Genomic DNA, 19,819 nt, shown 5'->3' on the forward strand with positions numbered 1-19,819 from the left:
AAAGGGTTGGGCTTTTTTCAAATTGGCGGCGGTATTGCCGGCGATTTCCCGATCTGTGTTGTGCCGATGTTGTACCAGGACATGGAAATGCCGGAAATCCCTTTCTGGAGCTACTTCTGCCAGGTTTCAGATTCAACCACATCTTACGGTTCTTATTCCGGTGCTGTGCCTAATGAAAAGATCACTTGGGGAAAATTAGATATCCATACACCCAAATTTATTGTAGAATCTGATGCAACTATTGTTGTCCCACTGATATTTGCCTGGATTTTAAAACAATAATTTAGATATGCAAATTTTAGTGCGATAAAAGAAGTATCGGTACAAACAACTTGAGGCAAAACAGCCTTAAAATAAGTTCAAATAAGCCAGATTTTGCGCTTATTTAGAATGAGTATAAATTGGTATTAACAGTCATCATACTGTCAGTGATATTTTTATAAGTTATACTTTTGTGAACCGAAAATAGTAGGGAAACGTCCTCTTCTGATATTTTCGGTTCTTCAATTACATTAAAAGCATAATATACCCTATGAGAAATGTCTCATTGATTTTAAAACAAATTTCAAGGTTACTGTTCATCGTTGCAGGTTTTGTTCTGGTGCAAACTGCTGCTTATGCACAAGACCCGGCAAAAGGCGAGGCTTTGTTTAAAAGCAGCAATTGCGGTTCGTGCCATAAAATTGATGTACGGATGACCGGCCCGGCATTGGGGCCAACCATTACTTCAGAGCCGGACGAGGCTTACCTGATCAAATGGATACAGAACAACCAGGCTTTGATTGCGGCCAAAAACCCGAAAGCGTTAAACATTTACAACGAGTACAACCAGTCGCAAATGAGTGTGTTTACAAACTTGAGCGATCAGGATGTAAAAGACATTTTGGGCTATGTAAAAGACCAGTGGAAAAAGATACAGGCTGCAAAAGCTACACCGGCAGTAGGTTCTGGCGCTAACGGCCCTTCCGGTGCAGATTCCGGCCCAAGCAGTTCAATGCTGTTCGGTTTGATCGGTGTTATCGTTGTTGCCTTTTTGGTAATCCTGGTATTGAACCGTGTAATTGGGACGCTGGAAAGACTGTTGATGCAAAAACAAGGCCTTTTGCCAGAAGATGTAGAAGAAGAAACAGCCAAACCAGCGGTAGACCGTTTAGCCACGGTTAGGATATTGGCCAAAAACAAAAAGTTTGTGTTCTTTTTGGTATTATGTTCTGTTGTTGGTTTAGGTAGCTGGACTTGGGTTACGCTTTGGAACACCAACGTACATCAAGGCTATCAGCCGGTACAGCCGATCAAATATTCACACCAGTTACATGCAGGCGCCATGAAAATTGATTGCCAGTATTGCCACTCCGGCGCGTACAAATCTAAAAATGCAAGTATTCCTTCTTTAAACATTTGTATGAACTGCCATAAAGTGGTTAAAACAGAATCCCCAGAGATACAAAAGATTTATAATGCCTTGGGTTATGACCCACAGACACAAAAATACGATAGTACCAAAGCAAGGCCGATCCAATGGGTACGCATCCATAACCTGCCTGATTTTGCTTACTTCAATCACTCACAGCACGTAAAGGTTGGCGGTATCCGGTGCCAAACTTGTCATGGCCAAATCCAGGAAATGCAGGAAGTTTACCAATATTCCCCTTTAACCATGAAATGGTGTATTCAATGCCACAGGCGTACCGAAGTAAACTACAAAGGCAACGCATATTATGACAGAATGGTTGATGTGCACGACCGCATCAAGCGAGGTGAAAAAGTTACAATTGCCTCTATCGGAGGTATTGAATGTGGCAAATGTCATTATTAATTTTTAACAAATAGCATTTACAATTACAGTTTACAAAGCTTAAATGGAAAGCAATAAAAAGTACTGGAAAGGTTTAGAGGAATTAAATAATTCGCCTGAGTTTGTCGAGATGAACAAAAGCGAGTTTGCTGAGCCACTTCCAATAGAAGAAATTTTAAGCGGAGCAGGGCTTATGGCCAAAACCCCGCGACGTGATTTCTTAAAAGCACTGGGGTTTGGTGTTGGCGCGGTAACATTAGCTGCCTGCCAAAAAGTTCCGGTACACAAATCAATCCCATATTTAATTAAACCGGAGGAAGTTACGCCGGGTGTTGCAAATTACTACACCTCCAGTTACAATGGACAGTCTATTCTGGTAAAAACCAGGGAAGGACGCCCTATTAAAATTGAAGGCAACCCGGATGATTTAATTGGCCGCGGTGCAATTGACGCACCTGGACAGACTTCTGTACTTGACCTATATGACATATCGCGTTTACAAAACCCATTATTAAATAAAGACGAGTCTTCCTGGGACATGATTGATGGTTTCGTAACAAAAGAATTAGCTGCGATAGCTGCTGGCGGAAAAAAAATCAGAATTGTTTCTTCTACCGTTCACAGCCCTTCTACACAAGCGGTTATTGCTGCTTTTACCGCCAAATATCCTACAACAAAACTGATCAATTACGATCCGATTTCTTATACCGGCATTATCCAGGCTAATCAAAACAGTTTTGGTAAAGCTGTTCTGCCGCATTACCATTTTGAAAAAGCCGATGTGATTGTAAGTTTTGGCGCAGATTTTTTAGGCACCTGGATATCTCCTGTTGAATTTATGCGCCAATGGGTTACGAATAGGAACAATGCTTCTTTAGAAAATAAAAAAATGTCCCGTCATATCCAGTTTGAAGCTGGTATGAGTTTGACAGGTACTAACGCTGATACCAGGGTTCCTATTAAACCTTCAGAAGAAGGTTTGGCTTTAGTTAACTTGTACAATGCAATATCTGGTACTGCACTTCCAGGGTCTAAACCATTAAGCAACAAGGCAGCAGCAAACTCAATAGCCCTAGCAGCAAAAGAGCTTACTGCAGCAAAAGGCAGGGCATTGGTAGTTTGTGGTTCAAACGATGTGGCCATGCAGGTTTTAACTAATGCCATCAACTCTTTGCTTGGCAGTTACGGTACAACCATTGACCTGGATAACCCATATTTTAAATATGCAGGCAACGACGCAGAGTTTGTAGAATTTGTTAATGAAATGAAACGCGGCGAAATCGACGCGGTATTCTTTTTAGATTCAAACCCAGCTTATGATTATTTCAATGCAAAAGATTTTACCCAGGCTTTGGCTAAAGTAAGGTTAAAGGTTTCTTTTTCTGACCGTAGCGACGAAACTTCTTCTTTATGTCAGGTTATAGCGACAAATCATAATTATTTGGAAGCTTGGGGCGATAGCAATGCTTTTGCGGGTTATTATACCATTGTTCAGCCTGCCATTAACCCGGTTTATAATTCCCGTCAGGCAGAGCAAAGCTTTTTGATTTGGGCCAATAACCCTGTTAAAGATTATTATGCTTTTGTAAGGAATAACTGGGAAACTAATTTGTTGCCTAAAGTTGGTTTATCGGGTCAGGGCGGCTGGGAAACACTGCTGCAAAAAGGGTTGATAAAAACAGCAGACGTGCCTGCAACTACTTATACTTTTAATAAAGATTTAAGTGGTATTGCGCAGAGCATCATCAACCATAGCAACCAGTTGGCCGCAAATGGCAATACAATTGAACTTCAGGTTTACCCAACTATTAACATGGGCGAAGGCAAAAGAGCTAATAACCCTTGGTTGCAGGAATTACCGGATTCTGTTTCTAAAGTAACCTGGGACAATTATGCCGCCATCTCTCCAACCTATGCCGAAAAATTAGGCATAAAAGAAGGTAATGTTTTAAAGGTAACTTCAGGCAATCACACAGTTGAGCTACCGGTTTTGATACAGCCGGGACAAGCACAACAAACTATTTCTGTTGCTTTGGGCTACGGCCGCACTTCAAGCGGAAAAGTTGGAACAGGGGTTGGTAAAAATGCTTTTCCATTCCTGACCTTTAAAAACGGCACTTTTCAAGGCTCCGCCCAAGCTACTATTTCTGCAACAGGTGATGTTTATAATTTAGCACAAACCCAAACCCATCATTCTGTGGAAGGCCGGAATATAATCCGCGAAACTTCTTTTAATAAATATTTAAAAGACCCTTCTTCTGCAAACGGGCGCCACGAATCAGAACACAAAACTTACACGCTTTGGCCTGAATATAACCGCCCGGAATACAATTGGGTGATGGCCATTGACTTAAATTCTTGTACCGGTTGCGGTGCTTGCGTGGCTGCATGTAATGTTGAAAACAATGTGCCGGTTGTTGGCCGGGACGAAGTTCGGCGCAGACGGGAAATGCATTGGATCAGAATTGATCGTTACTACAGTTTTAAAGAAGGCAATGAATCGGTAACGGAAGAAAAAGAAATTAATAAGTTAGATAACATGGACAATGTTTCTGTGGTGTACCAGCCCATGCTTTGCCAGCATTGTGACCATGCGCCATGTGAAACAGTATGTCCGGTATTGGCAACGGTCCATTCTTCAGAAGGGTTAAACCACATGGCTTATAACCGTTGTGTTGGAACACGTTATTGTGCTAATAACTGTCCATACAAAGTCAGAAGATTCAACTGGTTCAATTATTGGAACGATTCCCGTTTTGATAACTACTTGAATAATGAGCATACGCAATTGGTACTAAACCCGGATGTTACTACCCGTTTTAGAGGTGTAATGGAGAAATGTACCATGTGTATCCAACGTATTCAGGGCGGCAAACTGAAAGCGAAACTTGATCAGCGAAACTTGAAAGACGGGGAAATTAAAACGGCTTGTCAACAAACTTGTCCTACCAATGCGATCATATTTGGTAACGTAAATGATCCTGACTCTGAAGTAGCTAAATTGCTGAAAAGCGAACGCACTTATTACGTGTTGGAAGAACTTAACGTACAACCAGGAATTGGTTATCAGGTTAAAGTAAGAAATGTTAATGAAACCTTGGCTTAATTATAAATAACGAGAAACATAAGAGTATGTCATCACACGAATCTATAATAAGAGAACCTTTAATTACAGGTGATAATATCACTTACGCTAAAATAACAGACGATATTTTAGTGCCAGTAGAAAATATGCCCAATAAAGCTTGGTGGATAGGCTTTACAGTAGCATCTGCAGGTGCAATGCTTTGGCTTTATGCCGTTAGCTACACCTTTTGGTATGGCATCGGTTCATGGGGTTTGAACAAGACAGTAGGCTGGGCCTGGGATATCACCGGGTTTGTTTGGTGGGTTGGTATTGGACACGCAGGGACATTAATTTCTGCTGTACTTTTATTGTTCCGCCAAAACTGGCGGAACTCTATTAACCGTTCTGCAGAAGCAATGACGATCTTTGCGGTTATATGCGCGGCAACTTATGTTGTATCACACATGGGTCGGCCATGGATGGCTCTTTATACCCTTCCTTTACCTAACCAATATGGTTCATTGTGGGTAAATTTTAACTCACCGTTAATTTGGGACGTGTTTGCAATTTCAACCTACTTTTCTGTATCCTTAGTCTTCTGGTATACAGGCTTATTACCTGATATTGCTACTATCCGCGACCGTGCTACAGGTTTGCGCCGCAAAATTTATTCTGTTTTGTCATTTGGGTGGAACGGTTCTGTAAAAACCTGGCAACGCTTTGAAGCAGTATCCCTGGTGCTGGCAGGTGTTGCAACGCCCTTAGTACTATCAGTACATACGATTGTATCTATGGACTTTGCCACTTCCCTTGAACCAGGCTGGCACACTACCATATTTCCGCCTTACTTTGTTGCAGGGGCTATTTTTTCAGGCTTTGCCATGGTACAAACCCTGATGTTGGTTACCCGTAAAGTATTAGGTTTTGAAAATTATATTACTATGTTCCACATTGAATCTATGAACAAAATTATTTTGTTGACAGGATCTATTGTGGGTGTGGCTTATCTGACAGAATTTTTTATTGCCTACTACTCTGGCGGTGAATACGAACAATACACTTTTTTAAACAGGTTTATAGGGCCTTATTGGTGGGCTGGCTGTATGATGTACGGATGTAATGTATTAATGACACAATTAATGTGGTTTAAATCAGTACGTACAAATATTGCGCTTTCATGGGGGTTGTCAATTATTGTTAACATAGGAATGTGGTTTGAACGCTTTGTAATCATTGTAGTGTCGCTTCACCGCGATTTTCTTCCGTCAAGTTGGGCTATGTTTTATCCTACCTGGGTTGATGTAAGTGTTTTTATAGGTTCAATTGGCGTATTTTTTACCTTATTCTTATTGTTCTTGAGAGTGCTTCCGGCAGTGGCGATGGCAGAAGTAAAATTGTTGTTAAAAAGCAGCAGTGAACAAGAAAAGAAAAAGCTTTTAGAACAAGGGCATGTAGGTAAAGAACAGGCCGAGTTTTACAAAGAGAATTTAATAAAGTATGACAGCGTTGAACAAGCTGAATATTCAAATATTTAATTATGGATAGTACTAAATATATACTTGGCATTTTTGACGACCCTGATGAAATGATGAAGGGCATTGATAGCCTAAAAGAAAAAGGCGTTTCTATTTATGATGTGTTTACACCAATGCCTATTCATGGTATTGAAAACAAATTAGGAATCAAAGAATCAAGACTGCCTATTGCTGCCTTTATTTTTGGGTGTATCGGATTGACAGCAGCATTTTGTATGTTATATTACATGTTGGTGTATGACTGGCCTATAAACATCGGTGGAAAGCCACATTTTACTGCGCCTAACTTTGTGCCTATCTGCTTTGAATGGACGGTCTTGTTTAGTTCTTTTGGTATGGTTTTTACTTATTTTTATTCCAACCATCTTTTTCCGGGACGTACACCCAGGGTTATGGATTTAAGGGCCACTAATGATCGTTTTGTAATTGCTGTTAATGCAAAAACCAATACCCAGCACGACCAAATAGATTCTTGCCTGAAAGAAGCAGGTGCCGTAGAAATTAAACATAACGACAGAAAATATGTTAGCTATGAATAGATTTAGGATACTCAGTGTAGTTGCAGTAAGCACTGTTGTATCTGTTTTGCTTACTGCTTGCGGTAAAGATAAGCGTAGTACCGGATGGGAATATGCCCCTAACATGTACGAGCATATTGCTTACGATCCTTATCAACCCAATCCTAACTTTAAAAATGGAACAACAGCGCAAGTCCCACCTGCTGGTACTATTCCAGTAGGTTTTGTACGGTTTGATTATCCAAATACAAAAGATGGATATGAAAAGGCTAGTGTAGAAGTTGTAAACAAATACATTACCGATAAAAAGACGCTTGCAGATGGTAAAGTACTTTTTGAGCATTTTTGCTCTCCCTGCCATGGAATTCAAGGTCAGGGGGATGGTTTGGTGGTACAACATGGTTATCCTGCCCCGCCATCTTACTCAAAAGGTACCTCATCCAGAGGTGGGGCTATGAAAGATCTTACAGACGGTAAAATTTATCACACTATTACTTATGGTTTAAATGCTATGGGTTCTTATGCTTCCCAGTTAGATCCTGATGAACGCTGGAAAGTAATCTTGTATGTCCACCAATTACAAAAATTATAATACCAATCAAATTGATGAAAGATCTTAATTACAACCAACAGTTTGAATTTTCAGGGAAAGCTAAAACCTATAGCTTAATAGCTATTGCAATCGGTTTTGTTGCCATAGCATTCGGGATTTTGGCAGGACATACTGAGCGAACTTTTGCCAATTTATTATTGATGAGCTACTATTTTGCATCTGTATGTATGCAAGGTATTTTATTTTGTGCTATCCAATATGTATCACAAGCAGGATGGTCTGCTTCTGTTATAAGGATTCCACAGGCTTATGCAAAAGTTTTGCCCTACGCTGCATTTGTTTTAATTGCTGTTATAACCTTAGGGTTATTAACCAACCATACAGTAGTGGAAGAAGGTAAAAAAATAGTGGAACCTTACTTATACGCACATTGGGCCACAAAAGGCATAGTTGTTAAAGGAAGTGAGAATTATGATGCTGTAATTGCGGCAAAATCTAGCTATTTGAACATCCCATTCTTTTTTGCCCGGTTAATTATATTTCTTGGCTTGTACAGCATATTTGGTGCATTACTTAGCAGATATTCTAAAAATGAGGATGAAGTAGGAGGTATGGCAAATTATAATAAAAGCTTTAAAATATCTGCTATCTTCTTGGTAGTATTTGGGTTTACTACCCCTCTTTTCGCTTTTGATGCAATAATGTCATTGGAGGCGCACTATTATTCAACAATGTTTGGTTGGTATAATTTTGCAGCCATGTGGGTAAGCGGCCTTGCAGCCTTAACTTTAATTACCATTATTTTAAGGCAAAATGGTTACATGACGTGGATTACAGATAATCATTTGCACGACTTAGGTAAGTTGGTGTTTGCTTTCTCCATATTCTGGACCTATGTTTGGTTTGCACAGTTTTTGCTTACTTACTATGCTAACATCCCGGAGGAAAGTGTTTACTTTTACAAAAGGTGGGAACCTGAGTTTAAGCCATGGTTTTGGTTAAATATAGTACTAAATTTCTGCGCACCTGTATTGTTGTTAATGTCCCGGGATGCAAAAAGGGCAGCTACAGTTTTAAAGTATGTATGTATTGTTGTTTTATGTGGGCATTGGCTTGATTATTATTTAATGGTTATGCCAGGAACGGTTGGTGCAGCAGGAAGGGGATTCGGCATCGAAGAAATTGGGATAGCTTTAGGATATGTAGGTTTGTTTACCTTTTTAATGCTAAATGCATTAAGTAAAACCTCGCTCGTTCCAAAAAACCACCCATTCTTAGAAGAAAGTTTAAACCATCATATTTAATAATAGCTTGTTTAAATTTAGATAAGAAAAAATGTCAATACTTCTTTTACCCTATAAAAATTGGTATTAGTATCAGTTTAAACAAATCAGAAAGCCAAGTACTTAACAATTTTAAGGGGATAAAAGAAGCATCAAAACCTTAATTAGTAAATTTTAAACAGGCTCTAAGCAACATATTAAATTTGAACAACGGGCGAAACACATATAAAATCTTTAAAATGAAATTTCAAAAATCATTTTTTTCAAAATCACTAGTTTTCAGCAGTATTAATTTATTTCTATTGTTACTTGCAAATTTTTCTTTCGCACAAGGCACTGCACCAACCAGCGTTAATGCACCAACAATTGATGGTTCTACTGCTGACAACAATATGTGGCTTGGTATCGGCTACAATGTATTACTGTTTTTACTCCTATGTTTTGTAATTGCAGTTATTGGCCGTATTTTAAAAGTATACGACCTAACATTAAAAATGCAAAACAAAAAAGGTATGGATTGGAACACTGTTATGGCTGTATCTTTCGGTGTGTTTTTATTATTAGGTTTATATGGTGCCTATTGGGAATACACAGTGCATGGCAGTATGATTTTGCCTGATGCTGCTTCAAAACATGGTGTCCGGATAGACGAAATGTTTAATATCACATTGATTATTACTACGATCGTTTTTGTAGGCACACAAATATTGCTTTTTGGGTTTGCCTACATTTACAGAGGTTCACAACTTAGAAAAGCTTATTTCCTGCCTCATAACAATACTATTGAAAAACTTTGGACAATTGTACCAGCTATTGTTTTAACGATTCTGGTAGTATTTGGCTCTATTACCTGGAAAACTATTATGGATGTTCCGGTTGCAGAACAACGGTCTGCATTAAATGTAGATGTTACTGCACATCAGTTTGCCTGGGAAGTAAGGTATCCTGGAAAGGATAAAAAGCTTGGATTAAAAAATTCGAAGTTATATTCAATCAATAACAAACTTGGTGTAGATTTTAAGGATCATAACAGTTATGATGATTTAAGTGCAGACGAAATTGTAGTTCCTGTAAATAAACCTGTCCGTATTAATTTAATAGCACAAGACGTAATCCATAGTTTCTACTTGCCATGGTTTAGGGTGCAGATAAATGCGGTTCCGGGCCTGCCTACTTTTTTTCAATTTGTGCCTACCGTTACAACTGATGATATGCGTGCAAAAATGGACAATCCCAACTTTGAATATAAGTTATACTGCAATAAAATTTGTGGTGGCAACCACTTTAACATGCAAAAAGTTTTCAGGGTGGTAAAAGAAGCAGAGTACCAGGATTGGGTATCTAAACAAAAACCTTATTTGAGCGATCAATTAAGAAAAGAATTAAAAATGGCAGTAACAGCAGCACCTGCTGATTCTGTTACTAAAAATAAATTAGCTTTTAATAAATTATAAGGAAAAAGAGGTTATGGCAACAGCATTAACAGTTAATAATCCGGAGTTGGTACATGTACACAATGACCATGGACATGGCGATCACCATCACAAGGAAACATTCCTGACAAAATACATCTTCAGTCAGGATCATAAGATGATTGCGAAACAGTTTTTAATAACTGGTATTATCATGGCCGTTATTGCTATGATCTTGTCCGTATTGTTTCGTATCCAATTAGCTTATCCCAATACAGCTTTTCCTTTTTTACAAACATTGTTAGGAAGGTTTGCACCGGAAGGGCGTTTAGATCCAAACTTCTATCTTTCCTTAGTTACCATACATGGTACCATTATGGTATTTTTTGTGCTAACAGCTGGCTTAAGCGGTACTTTTAGTAATCTTCTAATTCCTTTGCAATTAGGTGCACGAGATATGGCTTCCCCATTTTTAAACATGTTGTCTTACTGGTTTTTCTTTACGGCCTGTATCATCATGTTAAGCTCCTTTTTTGTGCAAAAAGGCCCGGCAAGTGGTGGATGGACAATTTATCCTCCTTTATCTGCCTTGCCAAAAGCGATGCCAGGCTCAGAAATGGGAATGACTTTATGGTTAACAAGTATGGTTCTTTTTGTTGCTTCTCAATTAATGGGAGGTATCAATTATATCAGTACGATATTAAACATGCGTACGAAAGGTATGGACCTATGGAAAATGCCTTTAACAATTTGGGCGTTTTTTGTAACCGCAATTTTAGGCGTGTTGTCTTTCCCGGTACTTGTTGCAGGTGTAGTATTATTGGTTTTTGATAGAAGCATGGGGACAAGTTTTTACCTTTCTGATATTGTTTTGAACGGATCAGTATTGCCAAATGAAGGTGGCAGCCCTATTTTATTCGAACATTTATTTTGGTTTCTTGGCCACCCGGAAGTCTATATTGTAATTATGCCTGCAATGGGCCTGGTATCCGAAGTAATGGCTGTTAATGCACGTAAGCCAATATTTGGTTATCATGCCATGGTTTATTCTTTGATTGGTATCACCATTTTGTCTTTCATTGTTTGGGGACACCACATGTTTGTAACCGGTATGAACCCTTTTCTCGGTGGGGTTTTCATGATAACCACTTTAATTATTGCGGTTCCATCAGCCGTAAAAACTTTTAATTGGCTGGCTACTTTATGGCGTGGCAATATCCGGTTCACACCTGCCATGATGTTTTCCATCGGTTTTGTTTCTTTCTTTATCTCTGGTGGATTAACCGGTATATTCTTAGGTAATGCTGCTTTAGATATCAACTTACATGATACCTATTTTGTGGTTGCACATTTCCACTTGGTTATGGGTTCGGCTGCTATATTTGGTATGCTGGCCGGTGTTTATCACTGGTTTCCTAAAATGTTTGGACGGTTAATGGATGAAAAATTAGGTTATCTACACTTTTGGCTAACCTTCATCGGTGCTTATTTGGTTTTCTTCCCGATGCACTTTATGGGTTTGGACGGTGTACCGCGCCGATATTATGCTTTTACAGAATTTGAATCAATGAAGCAATGGCTTTCTGTTAACACATTCATTACTTGGGCAGCAATTATGTCGGCATTGGCGCAGGTGGCATTTTTGTACAACTTCGTTTCCTCTATATTTTTTGGTAGAAAGGCTTCCCAAAACCCTTGGAATGCAAATACTTTAGAATGGACTACTCCGGTAGAACGTATTCATGGAAACTGGCCAGGCGAAATACCAACCGTTTACCGTTGGTCTTATGACTATAGTAAACCGGGACATGACCAGGATTTTATTCCGCAAACTGTACCTTTCTCTCAAACATTGAATTCAAACTTACCGCATGATTTTGAAGACGACCCGGAAGTGGAAAAAATGCAAACTGAATGGTTAAAGAAAAATTCCCCATCACAGGAAGTAAAATAAAAACTGCACCATATAATTTTATTTGATTCAAGGGTATTTATGCAGGAATTTTTTCCTACTAAATACCCTTAATTTTTAACAGTAAATTGAAATATTTTAATTCGGAAAAAAGGTTTCGGTCCATCAATCTAATTGCTGTAATTGCGCTGTTTATACTGATTTTAGCTGGCGGGGTGGTAAGAAGTACAGGCTCCGGGATGGGTTGCCCAGATTGGCCTAAATGTTTTGGCAAGTATATTCCACCGGTAAAAGAAGCACAGTTACCTGCTGATTACCGTACAAAATATGCTGAAATCCAGGTTAAAAAAAATACTCGTTTCATAAAGGTTTTGAATGCTTTTGGATATACCAATTTAGCTTCAAAAATACAATCCCGAAATTTTATAAATGGCCAGCAGCAAGAAGAGTTTAATGCAGCAAAAACCTGGACCGAATACATTAACAGATTGATAGGGGCGATAACCGGAATATTTTTGTTACTAACAGCGGTATATTCTTTTTACTATTGGAAAATTAGTAAGCGCATTGTTTTGTTAAGCCTGTTTAACCTTTTCTTGGTCGGGTTTCAAGCCTGGATCGGTTCTATCGTAGTTTCTTCAAATTTGGTTCCCTGGATTGTAACTGTACATATGTTAATTGCATTGGCTATTTTGGCTATCAGTATTTATACCTGGCACAAAGCAAGAATGATCAAAGCAGGCAAAAAAGTTTTGGGCAAAGCATGGGTAGTTGTTGTGGCTTTTTTTGCATTGGTATTGGATATTGTACAAATTTCGATTGGGACCGAAGTGCGGGAAAAAATTGACGAATATGCGGTAAGGCTACAAGGAAACTTTAGGCAAGAGTGGGTCAACGGAGCGGAAAAGGTTTTATTCAACCACAAAAACTTAGCCCTGTTGGTGATTTTGGTTAACTTGTTTTTATTTATGCTGATTAGGAAAGCCTACGTAAAAAGTTCAGTTCAACAACAATTGATGAGTACAAGCTTTATCATTATTACATTGCAGGTTTTTGCAGGAATTGCACTGGCTTATTTAAGCTTGCCCCCAATTGCACAAGTTGCGCACTTATTTTTGGCCAGTTTGTTGTTTGGCATACAGTTTTACTTATTGCTGAATTTATTTGAAACAGCAGAAACGTCAGGAGCGAAGTATGGTATTTAGCGATTTTTCTAAGCTGATTAAATTTCGTCTTACGTTTCTGGTCGTATTCTCAGCATCCATATCTTTTTTAATTGGCAGCAAAGTTAACGGTGAAATCATCTGGAAAAATTGGGGCTTGTTGATTTTAGGCGGATTTTTGGTTACCGCAGCAGCCAACGGGTTTAACGAAATCATCGAAAAAGACTTAGACAAATTGATGCGAAGGACAGCCGACCGACCTTTGCCATCGGGCAAAATGACCAACGGACAGGCTTTGGTGTTAAGCCTTTTTATGGGCATTGCTGGGACATACATTTTAGGAAGTTTAAACTTAACTACAGGTTACTTATCAGTATTTTCTATTTTTTTGTATGCCTTTATTTATACGCCTGCCAAAAGAAAATCACCTATTGCTGTTTTTATCGGTGCAATTCCGGGCGCACTGCCTCCACTAATTGGTTATGTAGCTGCCCATCCCAAAATTGATTATATTGCATTAGTTTTATTTGGGATACAGTTTGTTTGGCAGTTTCCGCATTTTTGGGCTATTGCCTGGGTTTTGGATGACGATTACAAATTAGCAGGTTTTAGGTTATTGCCAACTGGAAAAAGAGATGCAACTAGTGCCGTAATTACTTTTGTGTTTACTTTAATCCTGGTTCCGGTAAGTCTTTTGCCAACATTTTACAATTTTGGTGGTTTATATGTTGGTGCAATATCATTAATTTCAAGCTTCGCTTTTTTATACTATGCTTTTAATTTAATGTTGAAGCAAGACATTGGTTCAGCTAAAAAGCTGATGTATGCTTCTTTTTTTTACTTGCCAGTAGTTCAATTGGCATTATTGTTTGATTTTGTTGGAAAATAAAAAAATGGCTCAATTTGTTACCGATAATAAAGAAAAGTTAAACCTTCAGCCGCAAAAGTTTAGCATGTGGTTGTTTATCATAACCTCGTTTATGCTTTTTGCTGCTTTTACCAGCGGTTTTATCGTGTACTCGCAAGGTTCTACTGATAAAGGGATTAAAATTATTTTGCCGCACGCCTTTATATTTAGCACCATTGTAATCCTGTTAAGCAGTGTTACCATGTATCTGGCTTTTCGTTCGGCAAAGAAATTGCAATACGATAGGCAAAGGCAGTACCTTTGGGCAACGCTTGGTTTAGGGCTTGCTTTTTTTTGCCTGCAGTTTTTTGCCTGGAGTATTTTGGTAAAAATGGGCGTTTACTTAGTTAACCCAAATGCTTCACAATCTTTTATCTATATATTTACTGGTGTCCATCTCGTTCATATCCTTGCCGGCCTGATTTTGGTAATCAGCAGTTTAATAGGTAGCTACAAGAATAACCCGCCTGTTAAAAATCTTTTTCGTTTAGAGATGACTTCCATATTTTGGCATTTCGTAGATATTTTATGGATATATCTTTATGTTTTTTTACTTTTGAATCAACAATAATTCTATACATATAACTTAGATGAGTACAACTTCCGTAGCACCGATCGATCAAATTAAAACCACACCCTGGGCAGGTGGCCGTTCTCCGTTTTCTGTAGAATATGGAAAAATGATGATGTGGTTCTTTCTGCTGTCTGATGCGTTTACTTTTTCGGCATTACTGATAGCTTATGGTTCTTTGCGCTTTAGCGCAAAAGCATGGCCCATGCCTGATGAAGTTTTTCAATCCATCCCTTTTATAAAAGAACATGGTGCGCCCTTGGTTTTTGTGGGATTGATGACTTTTATCCTGATTATGAGTTCGGTAACGATGGTTCTTGCTGTAGAGGCCGGCCATCGGGGCGCTAAAAAAGAAGTATCATGGTGGATGTTTTTAACCGTTATTGGTGGATTAATCTTTTTAAGCTGCCAGGCTTTGGAATGGACGCACTTGCACGAAGAAGGTGCCTGGTGGGGAAGCAACCCTTTTAAAAGTGCCACAGGTTTGCCCACCGGAACAAACTTTACCAATCTGTTTTTTACCATCACCGGGTTTCATGGTTTCCATGTATTTACCGGCGTGGTCATTAATATCATTATCCTAATCAACGTTTTAAAAGGAACCTATGCAAAGCGGGGCAGTTATTTAATGGTAGAAAAAGTTGGCCTGTACTGGCACTTTGTTGATTTAGTATGGGTTTTTGTTTTTACTTTTTTCTATCTGGTATAATTTATAAATAAAAATATTATGAGCACAGAACCTTCCAATGTTCATCATGATGAAAATCATGAATCACTTTCCAAACACAAAATCTGGCAAGTGTTTTTTGTATTGCTTGGCATAACCGCCATCGAATTTATAATTGCTTTATATCTGGTCCCGCACCATGTTTTAAAGCAGGGAATAGCAAACCCCGTTTATATCGTGCTTACTTTAGCTAAAGCATTTTATATCGTTGCTTATTTTATGCACTTGCGGTTTGAGAAAATTGGCATGGCCTACGCAATCCTGGTGCCTACTTTGTTTATCATTGGTTTGATACTTGTTTTAACCAACGAAGGTAATTACTGGTTGCTGGCCAAGCATTAATGTTCGATCTTACTGCTGTTAAAAGATTTGTAATCCTGGTACTTATCCTGATAGTACCAGGATTTTTGTATTATTTGCTGCAAGCCAAAGGCAAAAACAGGTATAATCCTCTGCCAATATATGGCCCAAAACAAGTAGCAAAAACGTTTCATAAAGTAAAGGGAAAAGTTATTTACGATACCATTTATCATCAGGTGCAGGATTTTAAACTGTATGACCAGGATGGCAAATTGGTTACCCAGCAAAGCTTAAAAGGCAAAGTTGTGGTCATGAATTTCTTTTTTACCCATTGTCCTACTTTATGTAATGAAATCAGCAAAAATGTGGCAGAACTGGCCAGCAATTACACCAAAAACAATATGCTGAAATTCGTTTCGATAACGGTAGCCCCGGAAACAGATAAAGTGTCGGTTTTAAAAAATTATGCAAAAGCTTTAAAAGCAAACGATAACCAGTGGAAGTTTTTAACCGGCGACACCACTACAATTTATGGCCTTAGCCGAAATGGTTTGTTGCTCTCTGCCGTTAATGGAAAAAATAACCCGGATAATTATGTTTACAGCGAAAAATTAGTTTTGTTAGATCAGGAGCGGCGGATTCGGGGTTATTATAACGGCACTTCTATCAACGAAATGAGCAAACTGAACGACGAAATTAAAGTGCTGATTGCAGAAGAACTGCGTAACATAAAAGATAATTTATATTAAAGAATGCCGGTCAAAACCAACAACGCACAGGATAAGCTGATCTTCAGGATTATCATTGGCGTTTCGATATTTGTATTCGCGGTTGTTGTGATATTGATCATGAAGGTGCTTCCGGTTCCTTCATCGTTACCTTCATTCACCTACAAACTGCCTCTGATCAATGCTTATTTAAACGGAACTTGCAGTATATTGCTTCTTTTATCGCTCTATTTTATCAAACAGAAAAATATTGCAATGCACAAAAGAATCAACATTACAGCGTTTGTCCTTTCGTCGTTGTTCCTGGTTTTGTATATCGTTTTTCATTACCTCGCCCCCGAAACCCGTTACGGCGATTTGGACGGAAACGGCATTGTTTCTGCCTCCGAAAAGTTAGCTGCCGGAAACCTGCGCTACATTTATTTTGCTATTCTGATCTCGCATATTATACTCGCTGCCATCGTTTTGCCGTTAATTTTGTTTAGCTTCAGCTTTGCGCTGCAAAACCAAATTGCCAGGCACAGAAAGATCGTTCGCTGGACGTGGCCAATATGGTTTTATGTAACGGTAACAGGTGTAATAGTTTACATTATGATTTCGCCTTATTATCAGTTTTAGCTTAAATTTGCAAGAGAAACGAGCACTGTTATAATGCTTCTTTTACCACATAAAAATTAAAACGATGAAAAGTTTAAAAACAATATTTGCAGCGTTTGTGCTGATGCTGCTTTTCGTAAGCACACAACCTTCTTATGCACAATGCGCCATGTGCGCGGCCAATGTAGAAACTTCGCATGGCAGCGGAAATAAACAGGCCGATGGCTTGAACAAAGGGATTATGGTGTTGCTTGCCGCGCCTTACCTGGCTGCAGCCGTAGTTGGCTATATTTGGTTTAAAAGGTTTAGGCGGAGGAATGTGGAGCTGAACATGCGCAACGAAAGGCTCAACTTAAATTAAGCTGATACTTCTTTTACCACATAAAATTTATTGCCGACAGCCAAACATCGTAAATGATCAAACCAGAAACCTTTGATTTTTTAAAGCAATTAGTAGAAAATAACAACCGCGATTGGTTTCTGGATCATAAAGACTTGTATGAGCAGGCACGCGAAAATGTAATTGGATTTGCCGGGCAAATTTTAACGCTGCTTGCCAAAATTGACCCGATGGTTAACGCCGATAACGATCCGAAAAAATGTGTGATGCGGATTTACCGCGATATCCGTTTTAGCAAAGACAAAACGCCTTACAAAAACAACTTCGGCATCAATTTTAAAACCGGCAATGGCAATGCCGAAATTGGTTATTACCTCCACATTCAACCTGATGCTTCTTTTGCCGGCGGCGGTTATTGGATGCCTCCGGCCGATCATTTAAAATTTATCCGCCAGGAAATTGATTACAACGGCGAAGCATTGAAAGCGATCATCAACAATGCTTCTTTTACCGATACTTTTTCGGCCTTCGATCAGCAGGAACAGTTAAAAAACAACCCGAAAGGTTATGAGGCAGACCATCCAAATATCAATTTGTTGAAGTTGAAAAGTTATGCAGCTATGCATCAATTATCTGATAAAGAATTGATGAAAAAGGATGCGGCAAACAACATTGCTAAACTTTTTGCCAAAGTTTGTCCGCTCAACAATTTCCTGCACCAGGCGTTGCAATAGTTGCTTCCCAAATAAAGCTACACTAATTTTTGTGTGGTAAAAGAAGCATTGCATCATGAAAACTTACGCCATCCTTTCTGATATCCATGGAAACGCGCTTGCTTTGGAAGCTGTTTTAAAAGACATCAAAACAAAAAAAGTAGATGTGATCATCAATTTGGGCGATCATGTTTTCGGGCCGTTAGAACCGGAAAAAACAGCGGAAATGATTTTGGTTGAGCAGATGATTTGCATCAGCGGAAATAAAGACCGCGATATTCTGGAAAATTTAGATAAAATAACTGCCGATGAAACTTTAGAACAAGTTAAAAAAAACCTTGGTAAAAGAAGCATTGACTGGTTGAAAATGCTTCCTTCAACCCAAATTATTGATGATTTAATTTTTGCCTGCCACGGAACGCCGGAAAGTGATAACCAATATTTGCTGGAAGAAGTAACCGAACGTGGCGTTTTTGTTTTTAAGGACGAAGAACTGATGGCAAAAACGGCGCACATTAAAGAGCAAATAATTTTATGTGGCCATTCGCATGTTAACCGTGTTGTGCGGCTTTCTAACGGAAAAATTATTTTGAACCCAGGCAGCGTTGGTTTGCCTGCTTATTTGGGAAATGCTGAATTTCGTTTTTCGATGGAATCCATGACACCTCATGCCAAGTATGCTTTAATTTATGCCGATAAAAACAGCATCAACACGGCACAAATAAATTGTACTTACGATTGGAATGCGGCTTCGGCAATGGCTCAAAAAAACGGAAGGGAAGATTGGGCACAAGGCTTGTTGTACGGCCGTATGCCCAAATCTTTGAAAAGTTGAAGCCTAAAACGGGCTTTTAAAATCAGTAAAAGTTGGTAAAATTTCATCTTTTGGCGAAAGCAAAAGCTTGGAAATATCCGTTTGCCAATCAATATTTAAAGTTGGGTCATTCCAAACCACACCAATTTCCGAAGCTTTATCGTAATAGTTGGTTACTTTATAAGTGAAAATGGTATCGTCTTCCAAAGTAACAAAACCGTGCAAAAAGCCGGGCGGAACCCAAAATTGTTTGTGGTTTTCGCCAGTCAGTTCAACCGTAACATACTGGCCAAAAGTTGGCGAATTTTTACGGATATCAACCGCAACATCCAAAACGCGGCCTTGCAAAACACGCACTAATTTTCCTTGTGCAAATGGGTTGGCCTGCCCGTGCAAACCGCGCAAAGTCCCTTTTGCAGAAAACGACTGGTTGTCCTGCACAAAAGAAGCATCAATGCCGGCCTCTCTGTATTTTTTTTCGTTATAACTTTCGTAAAAATAGCCGCGGTCGTCCGGGAAAATGCGTGGCTCGATAATTTTTAAACCTTCAATTTTTGTGTTGCTGATATTCATTGTTCGTTGATGAGTTTCATGGTTGAACTAAAAGTAACCAATTGGTTTGGAAATGCTAATTGATGTGCGCTTTCAATTTGCAGGGCGTATAAACTTTGGTAAGATTGCAAGGATGAAATTTCATTTGTACGAAACTGGACGCAATAAGTTAAGCCTTCGTTTGGCGAATCCGTTACTTGCAACAGTTGACAGGACTGGAAAAAACCTGTGTCCAAAATAGCCGGAATAAATTCGGTTTGAACGTAGTTTAACCATTCCTGCTCCAGGGTTTCTTCAATTAAAACCGTAATATTATAAATGAACATGGCGTA

The 19,819-nt window shown here is 38.9% G+C and carries 21 protein-coding genes; 19 read left to right on the forward strand and 2 right to left on the reverse strand.

Annotation, left to right across the window (positions count from 1 at the left end; all coding sequences use genetic code 11):
* The 19 genes from Q0192_RS17740 to Q0192_RS17830 all read left to right on the forward strand — a co-directional run.
* On the forward strand, positions 1 to 282 hold a 282-nt coding region (locus tag Q0192_RS17740; protein WP_299291662.1), incomplete at its 5' end, for a deoxyhypusine synthase family protein.
* Between the two features lie 250 nt (positions 283 to 532).
* The gene (locus Q0192_RS17745; protein WP_299291664.1) at positions 533 to 1,816 is read left to right on the forward strand and encodes a cytochrome c3 family protein; all 1,284 of its coding nucleotides are present in this window, start codon (positions 533 to 535) and stop codon (positions 1,814 to 1,816) included.
* Between the two features lie 43 nt (positions 1,817 to 1,859).
* On the forward strand, positions 1,860 to 4,901 hold the full coding sequence (locus tag Q0192_RS17750; RefSeq protein WP_299291666.1) for a TAT-variant-translocated molybdopterin oxidoreductase: 3,042 nt from the start codon (positions 1,860 to 1,862) through the stop codon (positions 4,899 to 4,901).
* A 26-nt stretch (positions 4,902 to 4,927) separates the two neighbouring features.
* A complete protein-coding gene (gene nrfD / locus Q0192_RS17755) occupies positions 4,928 to 6,397 on the forward strand; it encodes an NrfD/PsrC family molybdoenzyme membrane anchor subunit (RefSeq protein WP_299291669.1) in 1,470 nt (489 codons plus the stop codon).
* Positions 6,398 to 6,399: 2 nt separating this feature from the next.
* The gene (locus Q0192_RS17760; RefSeq protein WP_299291671.1) at positions 6,400 to 6,936 is read left to right on the forward strand and encodes a DUF3341 domain-containing protein; all 537 of its coding nucleotides are present in this window, start codon (positions 6,400 to 6,402) and stop codon (positions 6,934 to 6,936) included.
* Positions 6,929 to 7,507 (forward strand): cytochrome c, encoded by a 579-nt coding sequence (locus Q0192_RS17765; protein WP_366518212.1) that lies wholly within the window; start codon positions 6,929 to 6,931, stop codon positions 7,505 to 7,507. Before Q0192_RS17760 ends, Q0192_RS17765 begins: the two co-directional genes overlap by 8 nt.
* A gap of 14 nt (positions 7,508 to 7,521) precedes the next feature.
* Positions 7,522 to 8,772, forward strand: a complete 1,251-nt coding sequence (locus Q0192_RS17770; RefSeq protein ID WP_299291675.1) for a quinol:cytochrome C oxidoreductase — start codon at positions 7,522 to 7,524, stop codon at positions 8,770 to 8,772.
* Between the two features lie 218 nt (positions 8,773 to 8,990).
* Positions 8,991 to 10,205 carry a cytochrome c oxidase subunit II gene (locus tag Q0192_RS17775; protein ID WP_299291677.1) on the forward strand — a complete coding sequence of 405 codons (1,215 nt, stop codon included), beginning with the start codon at positions 8,991 to 8,993 and terminating at the stop codon, positions 10,203 to 10,205.
* A gap of 13 nt (positions 10,206 to 10,218) precedes the next feature.
* On the forward strand, positions 10,219 to 12,117 hold the full coding sequence (locus Q0192_RS17780) for a cbb3-type cytochrome c oxidase subunit I (protein ID WP_299291679.1): 1,899 nt from the start codon (positions 10,219 to 10,221) through the stop codon (positions 12,115 to 12,117).
* Positions 12,118 to 12,203: 86 nt separating this feature from the next.
* Positions 12,204 to 13,280: a COX15/CtaA family protein gene (locus Q0192_RS17785; protein WP_299291682.1), complete on the forward strand. Its 1,077-nt coding sequence runs from the start codon at positions 12,204 to 12,206 to the stop codon at positions 13,278 to 13,280.
* Positions 13,270 to 14,127, forward strand: a complete 858-nt coding sequence (gene cyoE / locus Q0192_RS17790) for a heme o synthase (protein WP_299291684.1) — start codon at positions 13,270 to 13,272, stop codon at positions 14,125 to 14,127. The genes Q0192_RS17785 and cyoE overlap by 11 nt, the downstream gene beginning before the upstream one ends.
* A 4-nt stretch (positions 14,128 to 14,131) precedes the next feature.
* Positions 14,132 to 14,716 carry a cytochrome c oxidase subunit 3 gene (locus tag Q0192_RS17795; RefSeq protein WP_299291686.1) on the forward strand — a complete coding sequence of 195 codons (585 nt, stop codon included), beginning with the start codon at positions 14,132 to 14,134 and terminating at the stop codon, positions 14,714 to 14,716.
* A 19-nt stretch (positions 14,717 to 14,735) separates the two neighbouring features.
* Entirely contained in the window at positions 14,736 to 15,425 is a 690-nt protein-coding gene (locus Q0192_RS17800) for a cytochrome c oxidase subunit 3 (RefSeq protein WP_299291688.1), read from the forward strand.
* A gap of 18 nt (positions 15,426 to 15,443) precedes the next feature.
* On the forward strand, positions 15,444 to 15,785 hold the full coding sequence (locus tag Q0192_RS17805; RefSeq protein WP_299291691.1) for a cytochrome C oxidase subunit IV family protein: 342 nt from the start codon (positions 15,444 to 15,446) through the stop codon (positions 15,783 to 15,785).
* Positions 15,786 to 15,859: 74 nt separating this feature from the next.
* Positions 15,860 to 16,492: an SCO family protein gene (locus tag Q0192_RS17810; protein ID WP_299291693.1), complete on the forward strand. Its 633-nt coding sequence runs from the start codon at positions 15,860 to 15,862 to the stop codon at positions 16,490 to 16,492.
* A gap of 3 nt (positions 16,493 to 16,495) precedes the next feature.
* Positions 16,496 to 17,089, forward strand: a complete 594-nt coding sequence (locus Q0192_RS17815; RefSeq protein ID WP_299291695.1) for a DUF420 domain-containing protein — start codon at positions 16,496 to 16,498, stop codon at positions 17,087 to 17,089.
* A gap of 64 nt (positions 17,090 to 17,153) precedes the next feature.
* Positions 17,154 to 17,429 (forward strand): hypothetical protein, encoded by a 276-nt coding sequence (locus Q0192_RS17820; protein WP_299291697.1) that lies wholly within the window; start codon positions 17,154 to 17,156, stop codon positions 17,427 to 17,429.
* 53 nt (positions 17,430 to 17,482) lie between these two features.
* Positions 17,483 to 18,142: a DUF2461 domain-containing protein gene (locus Q0192_RS17825; RefSeq protein WP_299291699.1), complete on the forward strand. Its 660-nt coding sequence runs from the start codon at positions 17,483 to 17,485 to the stop codon at positions 18,140 to 18,142.
* 55 nt (positions 18,143 to 18,197) lie between these two features.
* Positions 18,198 to 18,956: a metallophosphoesterase family protein gene (locus Q0192_RS17830; RefSeq protein ID WP_299291701.1), complete on the forward strand. Its 759-nt coding sequence runs from the start codon at positions 18,198 to 18,200 to the stop codon at positions 18,954 to 18,956.
* Positions 18,957 to 18,959: 3 nt separating this feature from the next.
* Here the strand turns inward: Q0192_RS17830 and rfbC are convergent, their stop codons facing one another.
* Together rfbC and Q0192_RS17840 are read right to left on the reverse strand one after the other, a co-directional pair.
* Positions 18,960 to 19,508: a dTDP-4-dehydrorhamnose 3,5-epimerase gene (rfbC, locus tag Q0192_RS17835; RefSeq protein WP_299291703.1), complete on the reverse strand. Its 549-nt coding sequence runs from the start codon at positions 19,506 to 19,508 to the stop codon at positions 18,960 to 18,962.
* Complete coding sequence (locus tag Q0192_RS17840; RefSeq protein ID WP_299291705.1) at positions 19,505 to 19,813, reverse strand: DUF4286 family protein; 309 nt, start codon at positions 19,811 to 19,813, stop codon at positions 19,505 to 19,507. Before Q0192_RS17840 ends, rfbC begins: the two co-directional genes overlap by 4 nt.
* Positions 19,814 to 19,819: the final 6 nt, after the last annotated feature.

The sequence above is a fragment of the uncultured Mucilaginibacter sp. genome, assembly GCF_937859865.1.
In the GTDB taxonomy this organism is placed as follows: Bacteria; Bacteroidota; Bacteroidia; order Sphingobacteriales; family Sphingobacteriaceae; genus Mucilaginibacter_A.